Origin of the sequence: Pseudomonas veronii (assembly GCF_002028325.1) — a bacterium.
Classification (GTDB): Bacteria; Pseudomonadota; Gammaproteobacteria; order Pseudomonadales; family Pseudomonadaceae; genus Aquipseudomonas; species Aquipseudomonas veronii.
In genome coordinates this window covers 347,970-366,273 of the sequence record NZ_CP018420.1, presented here as the reverse complement: position 1 = coordinate 366,273, position 18,304 = coordinate 347,970, and the positions used below count along the sequence as shown (strand labels likewise).

At 61.2% G+C, this 18,304-nt stretch carries 1 protein-coding gene; it reads right to left on the bottom strand.

Annotation, left to right across the window (positions count from 1 at the left end; translation table 11 throughout):
* Positions 1-119 precede the first annotated feature (119 nt).
* On the bottom strand, positions 120-18,167 hold the full coding sequence (locus PverR02_RS32175; RefSeq protein WP_161493712.1) for a tandem-95 repeat protein: 18,048 nt from the start codon (positions 18,165-18,167) through the stop codon (positions 120-122).
* Between the last annotated feature and the right edge of the window lie 137 nt (positions 18,168-18,304).

The following is an 18,304-nucleotide window of genomic DNA, read 5'->3' as shown; positions in this document are numbered from 1 at the left end:
GTTCTCCCAATAAAAAATCCCTGCAGGCGCCGCACCTGGCTCCTACAGAGATTACACACATTTTCCCGAAGCTGGTGCCCACGGAGCGCCAATCCCGAAAGATTGGCGCTCCAGGGTGATCAGTCGTGATGCTTGACGGTCAGATCACCACCGGCGATCAGGCTGTTGATCGCGGCACTGCCACTGCCCCAGCTGGCGCCATCGACCTTGATCGTAACATCGGCCGTACCGCCACCCTGCGCCGTGAACGAACCGCTGCTGCTGACACTCAGCGTCGAGTTGCCCGCCGAGTCGGTGCTCAACTTCAGGTAGTTGGTCAGGTTGGTGTCGTTACTGCCTTGCAGCAAATCGGACAGGTCCAACTTATCGCCTTCGCTGTGCTTGAAGTCGGTGATGGTATCGACGCCAGTCCCGGTGTTGGTATCCCCTTTGAGCCACACGAAGGTATCCGCCCCCGCGCCGCCGGTGAGGGTGTCATTGCCCTTGCCGCCCACCAGGATGTCGTTACCCGCCCCGCCGTTGAGCACGTCGTTACCGCCTTGGCCGAACAGAATGTCGTCGCCGGCGTTGCCGATCAGCTTGTCAGCGCCGTCGTTGGTGCCGTAGATGTTCGACGCGCTGGCCAATGCACCCACGTCAGCGACGTGTTCGGTGATGAACTGGTGCAAGGTACGGTCATCGATGTGATCGACGGTCGTGGCCAGTTTGTCGGCCGCAAACGCCTTGAGTGCAGCACTGCCTTCAAGGTTGTTGTAGCTGATCAGGTCGCCGAACAGAATGTCGTTGCCCGAACCACCGGTGAGGGTGTCGGCGCCGGTATCGGCCGCGTGGCCGGTGATGGCATCCGCCAGCTTCGCGGTGTCGATCGTGGAGACGTTATGATCGGTATCAAACTGCTTGAGCACAGCGGTATCAATGTTCGAGCCCAGACCGATGGCCTCGACGACAACCTTGCCTGGAACCGCGTTGACCAGATCGGAGTAGGCCGACTTGGCGTTGCTCATGGCGTTGCTGGAATCGTTGTAGACCGACGCCACGTCAAAGCCGCCGCTGCTGTTGGCCACCACGGTGCCTTCGAGGTTTTTATTACCCCAACCATCGTAGGAATAGACCTTGCCGTCGCCATCGACAATCACCTGCGTCCTGCCGTTGATTGTCGTTGTGACCGAGTTGGTCTGACCCAAGACGTAATTGCCGCTATTGACGATGCTATCAAAGTAAACATTCGAGCCGAACCAACTGGTCGAGCCCAGGAGAGGGTTACCCTGAATGGCGGTGTACATGTTCGGCTCACCGTCGGTAATGAAGTACGTCAGGTTTTTTGCACCCACATTGCTCGTGGCTTCGTCGCCTTTGAACCAGTTGGTGGCGGCGTTGAACGCATCCTGATAGTTGGTCATGTCGCTCGATTTTGACGTCATCTGAGTCAACACAGCCTGCAAGGCCGCTTTAGCGGCGTCCTTGTCGGCGAGGTTGACCGAGACCTGCGCTTCAACCCGCGTATCGAAGTCGACCAGCAGTACCTTCACAACACCCGAGTCGCTTTTACCGGCATTGCTGATCAAGGTATCGAACACGCTCGCAAGCTGCGCCTTGATCGACTTCATCGCACTGCTGCCGATACTGCCCGAGGTATCGACGATGAAGGCAATGTTGTAGTTGCTGCCCGCATTGACGATACCGCCTTTGTCACCGACCACCATGTTGTTGGCCGAGGTACTGCTCAGGTCGACGACATCGGCGGCGCCGCCGCCTTCCGTCACCACATAAGTCTGTGGCGTAACGGTAATGGTGCTGGTGGCCACCGACGAACTCAGGCTGTCAGCGCCGGCGTTGTCCTTCACCGAGATCTCGACGGTGCGATCACCCGTGGTCGGATACTTGCTGGTGCTGGAGTACTGGAACGACTCGAGCAACGACTTGTAGGTGGCCGTGTCAGCCGCGCCCGACAGGGTCAGGACGATTTTGCCACTGACGTCGGTGCCGACGCTGGTCAGGGTGACGCCGTTGTAAGTACCGCCCACGGTCACCAGGCTCGAGCTGAGCTGGTCGCCCGCGCTGGCGTTTTTCAAGGTGATGGTCGCGCTTTGCATCTGGCTGCTGTCGACGTCACCGATGGCTACGTTGCCGGTGATCGCTATCCCACCCGTACTGCGCTCGGAGTAGGCCGTGCTGTAGCTGGTGAGGACGGAACCGTCTGTGGTGCTCAGGTCCAGGGTCGGTGCGTCGTTGACCGAGGTCACGGTGATAGTGCCGTTGGCCGGGGCCGAGGTCAGCGGATTGCTGCCGTTAGCGTTGCCGCTGTCGGTGGCGGTGTAGGTGAAGTTCGCCGTGCCGTTGAAGTTCGCGTTCGGTTTGAAGTAAACCGTGGCTTCGCCGTTGACCGCAGTAATCGCGCCGGTCACTGGTTTGGTCATTGCTGCGTCGGTGTAGAAGGTGCCATTGGTTGGCGTGCCGACGCTGAACGATTTCACGTTCGCCAGGCCGTCTACGTCGGTCGCGCTCAGCTTGACCGCGATGCCTACGCTTGGATCTTCAGCACCGGTCGCGGTGGTTGCCGCAGCCACTGGCGCATCGTTGACCGGAGTCACGGTGATGCTGCCGTTGGCTGCTGGCGAGGTCAGTATATTGCTGCCGTCAGCGTTGCCGCCGTCGGTCGCGGTGTAGGTGAAGTTCGCCGTGCCGTTGAAGTTCGTGTTCGGCTTGAAGTACACGGTGGCTTCGCCGTTGACCGCGGTAATCGCGCCGGTCACCGCTTTGGTCATCGCCGCGTCGGTGTAAAAGGTGCCATTGGTTGGCGTGCCGACGGTGAACGACTTGACGTTGGTCAGGCCATCGACGTCGGTCGCGCTCAGCTTGACCGCGATACCTACGCTTGGGTCTTCAGCACCGGTCGCGGTGGTTGCCGCAGCCACTGGCGCATCGTTGACCGGGGTCACGGTGATGGTGCCGTTGGCTGCTGGCGAGGTCAGTACGTTGCTGCCGTTAGCGTTGCCGCTGTCGGTGGCGGTGTAGGTGAAGTTCGCCGTGCCGTTGAAGTTCGCGTTCGGTTTGAAGTAAACCGTGGCTTCGCCGTTGACCGCAGTAATCGCGCCGGTCACTGGTTTGGTCATTGCTGCGTCGGTGTAGAAGGTGCCATTGGTTGGCGTGCCGACGGTGAACGATTTCACGTTCGCCAGGCCGTCTACGTCGGTCGCGCTCAGCTTGACCGCGATACCTACGCTTGGGTCTTCAGCACCGGTCGCGGTGGTTGCCGCAGCCACTGGCGCATCGTTGACCGGAGTCACGGTGATGGTGCCGTTGGCTGCTGGCGAGGTCAGTACGTTGCTGCCGTCAGCGTTGCCGCTGTCGGTGGCGGTGTAGGTGAAGTTCGCCGTGCCGTTGAAGTTCGCGTTCGGCTTGAAGTACACGGTGGCTTCGCCGTTGACAGCGTTAATGGCGCCGGTCACCGCTTTGGTCATCGCCGCGTCGGTATAGAACGTGCCATTGGTTGGCGTGCCGACGGTGAACGACTTGACGTTGGTCAGGCCATCGACGTCGGTCGCGCTCAGCTTGACCGCGATGCCTACGCTTGGGTCTTCAGCACCGGTCGCGGTGGTTGCCGCTGCAACCGGCGCATCGTTGACCGGAGTCACGGTGATGCTGCCGTTGGCTGCTGGCGAGGTCAGTACATTGCTGCCGTCAGCGTTGCCGCCGTCGGTCGCGGTGTAGGTGAAGTTCGCCGTGCCGTTGAAGTTCGCGTTCGGCTTGAAGTACACGGTGGCTTCGCCGTTGACCGCGGTAATCGCGCCGGTCACAGGTTTGGTCATGGCCGCGTCGGTGTAGAAGGTGCCGTTGGTCGCCGTGCCGACGGTGAACGATTTCACGTTCGCCAGGCCGTCTACGTCGGTCGCGCTCAGTTTGACCGCGATACCTACGCTTGGGTCTTCAGCACCCGTCGCAGTGGTGGCCACAGCCACCGGCGCGTCGTTGACCGCAGTGATCACCACGCTCACCTTGCCAGTCGTGACTTCTTCAACCTGCGTGCTCAACTCTTTGGCCGTTGCCGTCACAGTCAGATCGAAATTGGCAGTCGCATCCTTGGCCGGAGTGACGGTCAGGGTAGCCAGGTTCCAATTGCTGACATCGTACTGGGTGGTCGCACCCGTCGAGGTATAGCTATGGCCCGTGGCGCCGTCGGTGATGACAGCGCCTTCAGGCAGGCCGCTGATTTCTACCTTGTGCGATTCCGACTGGTCATTGTCGACAAACGTGGTCGTGATCGGGCTGATCTTGATCGCAGTGTCTTCCAGGCCGTGGTTATAAACGTAGCCGGTGTAATAACCTTCTCCGTTGACCACATGAGCATCGTCAAACACCGCCCCGGCGGCTTTCAACGCTTCCAGGCTGGTATAGGTCTGCACGCCGCTGCTGCCCAACGCCATCGACGGGCCGTTGTTGATCGAGACATTGACGTCGTAGTTGCCCGGGCCGGCCTGGTTGTAGTGATAGATGTCGAGGGTGTAATAACCCGACTCTGTCGGCGTAAAGGGGGTTGCGTTGATCCCGGTGCCCTGGCTCCAGGTCTCGGTCGACACCAACTTGCCGCCGACGGTAACCGCCAGGCTGTCATCGGCGCTGCCGGTGAAGCTGTAGCTCTTGCCGGCTTCCAGGTAAATCAGGCCGGAGACTTTGGTCGCGGTGAGTTCCACCACATTAGCGTTGCTCACGTTGGCGGTCACACCCGTGGAGGCTGCGCTGTCAGGCGTTTGGGCGTTGATGACCCGGATCAAATCGCTGGACTGAACAACCCCATTGCCGTTCGTACCCAATGCACCCGGCAGGTTGCCGCCGGTCCAGGTTTGAATGGTCAAGCCGGTTGGCACGTCACCGAATGCGCCGACGGTCACGACAGGAACGTCCGTCACTGGGTGGATATCCACGGTGATGGTTTTCGTATCGCTGTTGAGCTGGCCGTCGGTCGCCTGGAACTTCAGCTCGGTGTAATCACCCTGCTTGTTACCGACGCCGGCGTTGCCGAAGCTGTTATCGCCCGACTCGTTGGCCGCTGGGCTGTAACGCACATTGTGATTGTCGAAGTCGGCCTGGCTGAAGGCCTTGCCCGGCGACGTATCGGTTTTCAGATCAGCCGCGCTGAGCTTGACCCAGACACCGTCGACTTTGTACTCGATGGCACCGTTGGGCAGGCTGGTGAAGACGACTTTCAGGTCCGTGGAATCCACATCGTTGACCCCGAACGTCGACCATTTCAGCTCGACCGGGGTGTCTTCGTTGCTTTCTACATAGCCATTGCTCGCAGTCGGCGCGTCGTTGACCGGAGTTACGGTGATGGTGCCGTTGGCAGGCGCTGAGGTCAGCGGGCTGCCGCCGTCAGCGATACCGCCGTCGGTGGCGGTGTAGGTGAAGTTCGCCGTGCCGTTGAAGTTTTCGTTTGGCTTGAAGTACACGGTGGCTTCGCCGTTGACGGCGTCGATCGAGCCGGTTACCGGTTTGGTCATCGCCGCGTCGGTGTAGAACGTGCCGTTGGTTGGGGTGCTGACGGTGAAGGATTTCACGTCTGCCACGCCATCCACGTCGGTGGCGGACAGCTTGACCGCGATACCTACGCTTGGATCTTCAGCACCCGTTGCGGTAGTGGTCACAGCCACTGGCGCGTCGTTGACCGGAGTTACGGTGATGGTGCCGTTAGCCGGAGCAGAGGTCAGCGGGCTGCCGCCGTCAGCGATACCGCCGTCGGTGGCGGTGTAGGTGAAGTTCGCCGTGCCGTTGAAGTTTTCGTTTGGCTTGAAGTAAACGGTCGCTTCGCCGTTGACGGCATCAATCGAGCCGGTCACCGGTTTGGTCATCGCCGCGTCGGTGTAGAAGGTGCCATTGGTTGGGGTGCCGACGGTGAAGGACTTCACGTCTGCCACGCCGTCTACGTCGGTGGCGGACAGCTTGACCGCGATACCTACGCTTGGATCTTCAGCACCGGTCGCGGTAGTGGTCACAGCCACTGGCGCGTCGTTGACCGGAGTTATGGTGATGGTGCCGTTAGCCGGAGCTGAGGTCAGCGGGCTGCCGCCGTCAGCAATACCGCCGTCGGTAGCGGTGTAAGTGAAGTTCGCCGTGCCGTTGAAGTTCGCGTTTGGTTTGAAGTAAACGGTGGCTTCGCCGTTGACCGCGTCGATCGAGCCAGTCACCGGCTTGGTCATGGCCGCATCGGTGTAGAACGTGCCGTTGGTTGGGGTGCCGACGGTGAAGGACTTCACGTCTGCCACGCCGTCTACGTCGGTGGCGGACAGCTTGACCGCGATCCCTACGCTTGGGTCTTCAGCACCGGTTGCGGTAGTGGTCACAGCCACTGGCGCATCGTTGACCGGAGTCACAGTGATGGTGCCGTTGGCAGGCGCTGAGGTCAGCGGGCTGCCGCCGTCAGCGATACCGCCGTCGGTGGCGGTGTAGGTGAAGTTCGCGGTGCCGTTGAAGTTTTCGTTTGGCTTGAAGTAAACGGTCGCTTCGCCGTTGACGGCATCAATCGAGCCGGTCACCGGTTTGGTCATGGCGGCGTCGGTGTAGAAGGTGCCGTTAGTTGGGGTGCCGACGGTGAAGGACTTCACGTCTGCCACGCCGTCTACGTCGGTGGCGGACAGCTTGACCGCGATACCTACGCTTGGATCTTCAGCACCCGTCGCGGTAGTGGTCACAGCCACAGGCGCGTCGTTGACCGGAGTTACGGTGATGGTGCCGTTAGCAGGCGCTGAGGTCAGCGGGCTGCCGCCGTCAGCGATACCGCCGTCGGTAGCGGTGTAGGTGAAGTTGGCGGTGCCGTTGAAGTTTTCGTTTGGCTTGAAGTAAACGGTGGCTTCGCCGTTGACCGCATCAATCGAGCCGGTCACCGGCTTGGTCATGGCGGCGTCGGTGTAGAAGGTGCCGTTGGTTGGCGTGCCGACGGTGAAGGATTTCACGTCTGCCACGCCGTCTACGTCAGTGGCCGAAAGCTTAACTTCGATGCCCTGGGCCGGATCTTCGGAACCCGTTGCGGTGGTCGGTGCTGCGACCGGCGCATCGTTCACCGCAGTCACGGTGATGGTGCCGTTGGCTGGAGCCGAGGTCAGCGGGCTGCCGCCGTCAGCAATACCGCCGTCGGTAGCGGTGTAAGTGAAGTTCGCCGTGCCGTTGAAGTTCGCGTTTGGTTTGAAGTAAACGGTCGCTTCGCCGTTGACCGCATCAATAGCGCCGGTCACTGGCTTGGTCATCGCCGCATCGGTGTAGAACGTGCCGTTGGTTGGCGTGCCGACGGTGAAGGATTTCACGTCTGCCACGCCATCCACGTCGGTAGCGGACAGCTTGACCGCGATACCTACGCTTGGATCTTCAGCACCCGTTGCGGTAGTGGTCACAGCCACAGGCGCGTCGTTGACCGGGGTCACGGTGATAGTGCCGTTAGCAGGCGCTGAGGTCAGCGGGCTGCCGCCGTCAGCGATACCGCCGTCGGTAGCGGTGTAGGTGAAGTTCGCGGTGCCGTTGAAGTTCGCGTTTGGCTTGAAGTAAACGGTGGCTTCGCCGTTGACGGCATCAATCGAGCCGGTCACCGGTTTGGTCATGGCGGCGTCAGTGTAGAACGTGCCATTGGTTGGCGTGCCGACGGTGAAGGATTTCACGTCTGCCACACCGTCTACGTCGGTCGCGCTCAGTTTGACCGCGATACCTACGCTTGGGTCTTCAGCACCGGTTGCGGTAGTGGTCACAGCCACTGGCGCGTCGTTGACCGGAGTTACGGTGATGGTGCCGTTAGCCGGAGCAGAGGTCAGCGGGCTGCCGCCGTCAGCGATACCGCCGTCGGTGGCGGTGTAGGTGAAGTTCGCCGTGCCGTTGAAGTTTTCGTTTGGCTTGAAGTACACGGTGGCTTCGCCGTTGACGGCGTCGATCGAGCCGGTTACCGGTTTGGTCATCGCCGCGTCGGTGTAGAACGTGCCGTTGGTTGGGGTGCTGACGGTGAAGGATTTCACGTCTGCCACGCCATCCACGTCGGTGGCGGACAGCTTGACCGCGATACCTACGCTTGGATCTTCAGCACCCGTTGCGGTAGTGGTCACAGCCACTGGCGCGTCGTTGACCGGAGTCACGGTGATGGTGCCGTTGGCTGGAGCCGAGGTCAGCGGGCTGCCGCCGTCAGCGATACCGCCGTCGGTCGCGGTGTAGGTGAAGTTCGCGGTGCCGTTGAAGTTTTCGTTTGGCTTGAAGTAAACGGTGGCTTCGCCGTTGACCGCGTCGATCGAGCCGGTTACCGGCTTGGTCATGGCGGCGTCGGTGTAGAAGGTGCCGTTGGTTGGCGTGCCGACGGTGAAGGATTTCACGTCTGCCACGCCATCCACGTCGGTCGCGCTCAGTTTGACCGCGATACCTACGCTTGGGTCTTCAGCACCGGTTGCGGTAGTGGTCACAGCCACAGGCGCGTCGTTGACCGGGGTCACAGTGATGGTGCCGTTGGCCGGAGCTGAGGTCAGCGGGCTGCCGCCGTCAGCAATACCACCGTCGGTGGCGGTGTAGGTGAAGTTCGCGGTGCCGTTGAAGTTCGCGTTTGGCTTGAAGTAAACGGTGGCTTCGCCGTTGACTGCGTCAATCGAGCCGGTTACCGGCTTGGTCATGGCCGCGTCGGTGTAGAAGGTGCCGTTGGTTGGCGTACCGACGGTGAAGGATTTCACGTCTGTCACGCCGTCTACGTCGGTGGCGCTCAGCTTGACCGCGATACCTACGCTTGGATCTTCAGCACCGGTCGCGGTAGTGGTCACAGCCACAGGCGCGTCGTTGACCGGAGTTACGGTGATGGTGCCGTTGGCAGGCGCTGAGGTCAGCGGACTGCCGCCGTCGGCAATACCGCCGTCGGTGGCGGTGTAAGTGAAGTTCGCGGTGCCGTTGAAGTTCGCGTTTGGTTTGAAGTAAACGGTGGCTTCGCCGTTGACCGCATCAATAGCGCCGGTCACTGGCTTGGTCATGGCCGCATCGGTGTAGAACGTGCCGTTGGTTGGTGTGCCGACGGTGAAGGATTTCACGTCTGCCACGCCATCCACGTCGGTGGCGGACAGCTTGACCGCGATACCTACGCTTGGATCTTCAGCACCCGTTGCGGTAGTGGTCACAGCCACAGGCGCATCGTTGACCGGAGTCACGGTGATGGTGCCGTTGGCTGGAGCCGAAGTCAGCGGGCTGCCGCCGTCGGCAATACCACCGTCGGTCGCGGTGTAAGTGAAGTTGGCGGTGCCGTTGAAGTTCGCGTTTGGCTTGAAGTAAACGGTCGCTTCGCCGTTGACCGCGTCGATCGAGCCAGTTACTGGCTTGGTCATGGCGGCATCGGTGTAGAAGGTGCCGTTGGTTGGGGTGCCGACGGTGAAGGATTTCACGTCCGCCACGCCGTCCACGTCGGTGGCGCTCAGCTTGACCGCGATACCTACGCCTGGGTCTTCAGCACCCGTTGCGGTAGTGGTCACAGCCACAGGCGCGTCGTTGACCGGAGTCACGGTGATGGTGCCGTTGGCTGGAGTCGAGGTCAGCGGGCTGCCGCCGTCAGCGATACCGCCGTCGGTCGCGGTGTAAGTGAAGTTCGCGGTGCCGTTGAAGTTCGCGTTCGGCTTGAAGTAAACAGTCGCTTCGCCGTTGACCGCGTCAATCGAGCCAGTCACTGGCTTGGTCATCGCCGCATCGGTGTAGAACGTGCCGTTGGTTGGCGTGCCGACGGTGAACGATTTCACGTCCGCCACGCCGTCTACGTCGGTCGCGCTCAGTTTGACCGCGATACCTACGCTTGGATCTTCAGCACCGGTCGCGGTAGTGGTCACAGCCACAGGCGCATCGTTGACCGGGGTCACCGTGATGGTGCCGTTGGCAGGCGCAGAGGTCAGCGGGCTGCCGCCGTCAGCAATGCCGCCGTCGGTAGCGGTGTAGGTGAAGTTCGCGGTGCCGTTGAAGTTCGCGTTTGGTTTGAAGTAAACGGTCGCTTCGCCGTTGACTGCGTCGATCGAGCCAGTCACCGGCTTGGTCATGGCCGCATCGGTGTAGAACGTGCCATTGGTAGGCGTGCCGACGGTGAACGATTTCACGTCCGCCACGCCGTCTACGTCAGTGGCCGAAAGCTTAACTTCGATACCCTGGACCGGATCTTCGGAACCCGTTGCGGTGGTCGGTGCGGCAACCGGCGCGTCGTTCACCGCAGTCACGGTGATGGTGCCATTGGCCGGCGCTGAGGTCAGCGGGCTGCCGCCGTCAGCAATACCGCCGTCGGTAGCGGTGTAAGTGAAGTTCGCGGTGCCGTTGAAGTTCGCGTTCGGTTTGAAGTAAACGGTCGCTTCGCCGTTGACTGCGTCAATCGAGCCAGTCACCGGTTTGGTCATGGCGGCATCGGTGTAGAAGGTGCCGTTGGTTGGGGTGCCGACGGTGAAGGATTTCACGTCTGCCACGCCGTCTACGTCAGTGGCGCTCAGTTTGACTTCGATGCCTTGAACCGGATCTTCGGAACCCGTTGCGGTGGTCGGTGCGGCGACCGGCGCATCGTTGACCGGAGTCACGGTGATAGTGCCGTTGGCAGGCGCTGAGGTCAGCGGGCTGCCGCCGTCAGCGATACCGCCGTCGGTAGCGGTGTAGGTGAAGTTCGCGGTGCCGTTGAAGTTCGCGTTTGGTTTGAAGTAAACGGTGGCTTCGCCGTTGACGGCATCAATCGAGCCGGTCACCGGTTTGGTCATCGCCGCGTCGGTGTAGAACGTACCGTTGGTAGGCGTGCCGACGGTGAAGGACTTCACGTCTGCCACGCCGTCTACGTCGGTGGCGGACAGTTTGACCGCGATACCTACGCTTGGATCTTCAGCACCGGTCGCGGTAGTGGTCACAGCCACAGGCGCGTCGTTGACCGGGGTCACGGTGATGGTGCCGTTGGCAGGCGCAGAGGTCAGCGGGCTGCCGCCGTCAGCGATACCACCGTCGGTGGCGGTGTAGGTGAAGTTCGCGGTGCCGTTGAAGTTCGCGTTCGGCTTGAAGTAAACGGTCGCTTCGCCGTTGACTGCGTCAATCGAGCCGGTCACCGGTTTGGTCATCGCCGCATCGGTGTAGAACGTGCCGTTGGTAGGCGTGCCGACGGTGAACGATTTCACGTCCGCCACGCCGTCTACGTCAGTGGCGCTCAGCTTAACTTCGATACCTTGAACCGGATCTTCAGAACCCGTTGCAGTGGTCGGTGCGGCAACCGGCGCATCGTTCACCGCAGTCACAGTGATGGTGCCATTGGCAGGCGCCGAGGTCAGCGGGTTGCTGCCGTCAGCATTGCCACTGTCGGTGGCCGTGTAGGTGAAGTTCGCCGTGCCGTTGAAGTTCGCATTTGGCTTGAAGTAAACCGTGGCTTCGCCGTTGATGGCGTCGATCGAGCCAGTCACCGGTTTGGTCATCGCCGCATCGGTATAGAACGTACCGCTGGTCGACGTGCCAACCGCGAACGATTTCACGTTCTCCACGCCATCGATATCAGTAGCCGAAAGCTTGACTTCGATACCTTGAACCGGATCTTCGGAACCGGTCGCGGTGGTCGCGATAGCTTCTGGTGCATCGTTAACGGCAATCACGTTGATCGGCAGGGTGATCGACTCGGACTTCGGATCAGCCGTGCCGTCCTGCGCGGTGGCGGTGACGGTGAGGTTCACCAGGCCGTTGGCGTTTTCCGCCGGGGTGAAGACCAGGGTGGCCTTGTTCCAGTTGCTGATGTCGACGCTTTGATTGCCAGCCGTCGCGGTGAAGGTGTGGCCCGGCGTGCCATCGGAGATGGTCGCGTTGAGCGGTATGCCACCGACTTCCAGCTTGAGCGTCTCGGAGCCATCCTTGTCGGTGGCGTATGCGTCGATGGTCGACAGCTTGATCGCATGGTCTTCCAGGCCGGTGTTCAGCACCTGGGTGACGTTGATGTTGTCCAGCACGCCGCCCAACGAGTTGTTTGCATCCCCGGCCGGGGCTTTGAACTCGAGTTTGGCATCGCCGTCAGCGGTGACCGGCACGACGAAGGTGTAAGTCTTCATGCCGACGGTGGTGGTATCCAGGGTGCCGACTTTGACGCCGCCCCAGAATACGTCGATCACCGAATTGTTCTCGGCGCCCGCACGCGGCGAGTAGTCGACCGAGATGGTGTACGCCGTGCCGGCCTCTGCCTTGATGATGGTGTACAGGCTGGAGTCGTCGCCGGCGTTTTTCTCAAGCTCGATGACCTGGCTGTTGCCTGGGGTCTCTACGCCGTAGTTGCTGCTTTGGCCGATTTCGACTTGGCCGCCGGCATTCCCCGTGAGCCACGGAGTGCTCGGGGTGCCACTGACAGGCGCGTTGTTGGCGTCATTTACCCCGACGATGCCCCACGAACCATTGAGGTTGGCGCTGTCGAAGTTGATCGAGGTCACAGGGCCGCCGCCGAGCAGACCCAGGTGCGGAGTGTCGGTAACCGGCGCGATCGTGATGTCGGCCGTCGTTACGGCGCTCGATTTACCTCCGTTGTCGACCGCAGTGAACGTCACCTCGGTTTTGCCGCTCCAGTCGCCGGTCGGGGCGAAGTAAACCGCGGCCTTGCCGTCGGCACCCGCTGGCACCGAGTCGCCGACTTTGAGTTCGGTTTGCAGCGTGGCATCGCTGTACAGCTTGCCGTTTTCCGGCAAGGTGGTGATGACAAAGCTGGAGACGGTACCGTCCACATCCTTGCCGTCCAGCACGATCTTGGCGGTATGGTCTTCATCGGCGGTGGTGTTGTCGGCCGATGCAGTCGGGGCGTCGTTGAACAGGTCGATAGTGACCTTGCCGGTGGCGCTGCCGGTTTCCGGCGGTTCGCGATCCAGGTTGCCGCCACCGTTGTCAGTCACATCGATGGTGACGGTACGATCGGTACCGACAGGGTTATTGCCCGGGCTCTGGAAGGTGATGGCTTCAACCAGTTTGACGAAGTCGGCGGCGCTGCTGCCGGCCTTCGAGTCGCTGGTGAGGGTGTAGACGATTTTCCCGTCGGCGGCGCTGCCGCTCTGGGTGATGGTGATCCCGGCAACGGCCAGGGCCTTGAGCACATCGGTATTGCTGAGCAAATCACCTGCAGCCAGGTGGTCGACGGTGACCACGACTTTGCTGAAGGTGGTGTTGTCGACGTCTTTGATGGTCAGGTTTTCGACCAGCGCGACTGCGTCTTTTTGCTCAGTGAATGTGGTGCTGTCGAACTTGACCTCAGGCGGATCGTTCACCGGAACCACGTACACCACGGAGGTGACAGGCGCCGAATCCAGCTGGCCGTCGTTGACGGTGATGGTCAGGGTGCGATTGGCCGGGTCCGGGTTCTCGCTTTCGCTGGCGAAGTGTACCGAACGCAGGACTTCCTGGTACTCAGCCGTGGTGGCCTCACCGGACAAGGTCAAGATGCCCGTGGCCTTGTCGTAGCTGACTGCAATTTTGGTGTTGCTGACATCTGCGATCAGTACATCGTCTGCCAGGTGGTTGACGAGTGTGACTTTGGCGCTTTGCAGGGTGTTGTTGTCGACGTCGCTGACGGTCAGGTTCGCCGCCACGTAGCCGCCAGGCTTGCCTTCAATATAGGTGTCGCCGAACGCGTTGGTCGAGGCGTTGCCCAGTACCGGAGCGTCGTTCACCGCAGTCACGGTGATGGTGCCGTTGGCTGGAGCCGAGGTCAGCGGGCTGCCGCCGCCAGCAATGCCGCCGTCGGTGGCGGTGTAAGTGAAGTTGGCGGTGCCGTTGAAGTTTTCGTTTGGCTTGAAGTAAACGGTGGCTTCACCGTTGACGGCGTCGATCGAGCCGGTTACCGGCTTGGTCATGGCCGCGTCGGTGTAGAACGTGCCATTGGTTGGCGTGCCGACGGTGAAGGATTTCACGTCTGCCACGCCGTCTACGTCGGTCGCGCTCAGTTTGACTTCGATGCCTTGAACCGGATCTTCGGAACCCGTTGCTGTGGTCGGTTCGGCGACCGGTGCATCGTTGACCGGAGTCACGGTGATAGTGCCGTTGGCAGGCGCCGAGGTCAGCGGGCTGCCGCCGTCAGCGATACCGCCATCGGTGGCGGTGTAGGTGAAGTTCGCGGTGCCGTTGAAGTTCGCGTTCGGCTTGAAGTAAACGGTGGCTTCGCCGTTGACGGCGTCGATCGAGCCAGTTACTGGCTTGGTCATGGCCGCGTCGGTGTAGAAGGTGCCGTTGGTTGGCGTGCCGACGGTGAAGGATTTCACGTCTGTCACGCCGTCTACGTCAGTGGCGCTCAGCTTGACTTCGATGCCTTGAACCGGATCTTCGGAACCCGTTGCGGTGGTCGGCGCGGCGACCGGCGCATCGTTGACCGGAGTCACGGTGATGGTGCCGTTGGCAGGCGCTGAGGTCAGCGGACTGCCGCCGTCGGCAATACCGCCGTCGGTGGCGGTGTAAGTGAAGTTCGCGGTGCCGTTGAAGTTCGCGTTTGGTTTGAAGTAAACGGTCGCTTCGCCGTTGACGGCATCAATCGAGCCAGTCACTGGCTTGGTCATGGCGGCGTCGGTGTAGAACGTGCCGTTGGTTGGCGTGCCGACGGTGAAGGATTTCACGTCTGCCACGCCGTCTACGTCGGTCGCGCTCAGTTTGACCGCGATACCTACGCTTGGATCTTCAGCACCCGTTGCGGTAGTGGCCGCAGCCACTGGTGCATCGTTGACCGGGGTCACGGTGATAGTGCCGTTGGCAGGCGCAGAGGTCAGCGGGCTGCCGCCGTCAGCGATACCGCCGTCGGTCGCGGTGTAGGTGAAGTTCGCCGTGCCGTTGAAGTTTTCGTTTGGTTTGAAGTAAACGGTGGCTTCGCCATTGACCGCATCAATAGCGCCGGTCACCGGTTTGGTCATGGCGGCGTCGGTGTAGAACGTGCCATTGGTTGGCGTGCCGACGGTGAACGATTTCACGTCTGTCACGCCATCTACGTCGGTCGCGCTCAGTTTGACTTCGATGCCTTGAACCGGATCTTCGGAACCCGTTGCGGTGGTCGGTGCGGCGACCGGCGCATCGTTGACCGCAGTCACGGTGATGGTGCCGTTGGCCGGAGTAGACGTCAGCGGGTTGGTGCCATCAGCATTGCCGCTGTCGGTCGCGGTGTAGGTGAAATTCGCGGTGCCGTTGAAGTTTTCGTTCGGTTTGAAGTAAACCGTGGCTTCGCCGTTGACCGCGTCGATCGAGCCGGTTACCGGCTTGGTCATGGCCGCATCGGTGTAGAACGTGCCATTGGTTGGCGTGCCGACGGTGAACGATTTCACGTTCTCCACGCCATCGATATCAGTGGCCGAAAGCTTGACTTCGATGCCCTGGGCCGGATCTTCAGAACCGGTCGCGGTAGTGGCGACAGCTTCTGGCGCATCGTTGACCGCCGTCACGGTGATAGTGCCGTTGGCCGGAGTAGAAGTCAGCGGGTTGCTGCCGTCAGCGTTGCCACTGTCGGTCGCGGTATAGGTGAAGTTCGCCGTGCCGTTGAAGTTTTCGTTCGGTTTGAAGTAAACCGTGGCTTCGCCGTTGACCGCGTCGATCGAGCCGGTTACCGGCTTGGTCATGGCAGCGTCGGTATAGAACGTGCCGTTGGTAGGCGTGCCGACGGTGAACGATTTCACGTTCTCCACGCCATCGATATCAGTGGCCGAAAGCTTGACTTCGATGCCCTGGGCCGGATCTTCAGAACCGGTCGCAGTGGTCGCCACAGCCACCGGCGCGTCGTTCACCGCAGTGACAGTGATGGTGCCGTTGGCTGGAGTCGAGGTCAGCGGATTGCTGCCATCAGCGTTGCCGCTGTCGGTCGCGGTATAAGTGAAATTCGCGGTGCCGTTGAAGTTTTCGTTTGGCTTGAAGTAAACAGTCGCTTCGCCGTTGACCGCGTCGATCGAGCCAGTCACCGGTTTGGTCATGGCGGCATCGGTGTAGAACGTGCCATTGGTTGGCGTGCCGACAGTGAACGATTTCACGTTGTCCACGCCGTCTACGTCGGTGGCCGAAAGCTTGACTTCAATACCCTGGGCCGAATCTTCAGAGCCCGTCGCAGTGGTCGCCACAGCCTCAGGCGCGTCGTTGACCGCCGTCACAGTGACAGTGCCGTTAGCCGGCGCAGAGGTCAGCGGGTTGCTGCCATCCGCGTTGCCACTGTCGGTCGCGGTATAGGTGAAGTTCGCCGTGCCGTTGAAGTTTTCGTTCGGCTTGAAGTACACGGTGGCTTCGCCATTGACCGCGTCAATCGCGCCAGTCACCGGCTTGGTCATGGCAGCGTCGGTGTAGAACGTGCCGTTGGCCGACTCGCCGACGGTGAACGATTTCACGTTCGCCAGGCCATCCACATCGGTCGCGCTCAGCTTGACCGCAATGCCTACGCTTGGATCTTCAGTCCCGGTTGCAGTGGTCGCGATCGCTTCCGGTGCATCGTTGACCGCCGTCACAGTGACAGTGCCGTTAGCCGGAGCAGAGGTCAGCGGGTTGCTGCCATCCGCGTTGCCGCTGTCGGTTGCGGTATAGGTGAAATTCGCGGTGCCGTTGAAGTTTTCGTTCGGCTTGAAGTAAATCGTCGCTTCGCCGTTGACCGCGTCGATCGAGCCGGTCACCGGTTTGGTCATGGCCGCGTCGGTGTAGAACGTGCCATTGGTTGGCGTGCCGACAGTGAACGATTTCACGTTCGCCAAACCATCCCCATCGGTCGCACTCAGTTTGACCGCAATGCCCTGGGCCGGATCTTCAGCTCCGTTCGCTGCAACCACCACTGCCACCGGCGCGTCGTTAACCGGCGTCACCGTCACGTCCAGCGTGCTGCTCGAACCGGTATTGGTGGTGTAGCCGATTTGCGGCACTTCACCGTTGTAATCCTTGACCGGGGTAAACGCATACGCACCATCCGCACCGATGGTGACGGTACCGACACCTTCGACAATGGCGGTTTGGCCTGCGTTATACGTGGTGCCGCCAACGGTGAACGTCGCGACGGTCAGCACGTTGTCGATGTCGCTGTCATTGCTCAGCACGTTGCCAGTGGCGACCTGCTCCTCGGCAACCGTGTTGGTGTCTGCGACCAGCACGCTCGGGTTGTCGACAGCGATCACGGTGGTAGTGGCGGCTTCTGGGTTGATCGCCAGGTTTTCGTAGTTACCGCCGCTTGCACCGGTGATGGTGGCGCTGACGGTCAGGTCTTTGCCGTCGGCCAGGTTTGCCGGCGTATCGACGCTGACGGTGCCCGTGGTTTTACCGGCTTCGATGGTGATGGTGGTGTTGTTGGACAGCGTGATGGTGACGTCGGTCTGCGCGGCGTTGTTCACGGTCGCGGTATAGACGATCTTGCCGCCCTCATCGACCGACGCGTTCGCGCTCAGCGTGACGGTGGTGGTGTCGATGGTGTCATTGATCTGCGTAACCGCCGGCGCCGGGTCGGTGGTGATGATCAGGTTGCCGCCGCCGGATGTGCCGGTGATGGTGGCGGAGATCGACGAGGCATCCAGGTAAGGCGTGTCATTGCCCGCGAACGTGACGTTCAGCGCGCCCGCGGTCTGGCCGGCGAGGACCACGACAGACAAGCCGTTGGACAAGGTGACGGTCAGGTCACTGGTCGGCGCCTGGGTGACAAACACGGTGTAAACCACGACGCCGCCGGCTTCGGTGATGCTCGGCGTGGCGGTCAAGGTGATGGTGACGCTGCGCGGATCGAGGCTGTTATCGGCAGCGGCAGTGAACAGGCCGGTCGCGGCATCGGCGGCATTCAAGCCGTTCGTCGGATAACCGATAGTAGGGTCAACCGTGCCTGCGGTGGCCTCCAGCACGACAAAGCTGTGGCCGCCGCCCACGGCGCCGTCCGCGCCAGCGGCAGTCGGGCCGGCAGCAGTGGCTTCAAGGTCTTGGGTCGGGTCGGCACCGGCAGCGATGGCTTGCTGCAGTTCGGCAACGGAGGGTGCTTCCTGGGCAGTGGCGGCACTCAGGTCGGTCACTGAGTCAGGCGTGTTCGCGCTCCATTGCGTGTCGCGCCCCAGGTCAAGGGTGCGGCCATCGGCAAGCTCCAGCGACACGGAGCCGGCAGGACCGGTTTCCACCTGCTCCCCTGCAAACAAACGATCCCCTTCTACCAGCAGGCGACGAATCCCTTCCGGGGATACCGCAAACACTTGACCGACAATGCTTTTGACGACCGCAACGCTGCTCATAAAAGACTCTCCGTGTATTACCGTTCAGGGGGCATCCATCATGGAGACCGGCCTTTCTCTCTAGTGCCGATTCAATAGCTGGAGTACGTTAAACCCATGTAAAAAATTTGGCGTCAATATTTTGGTGTTTTGCTCGA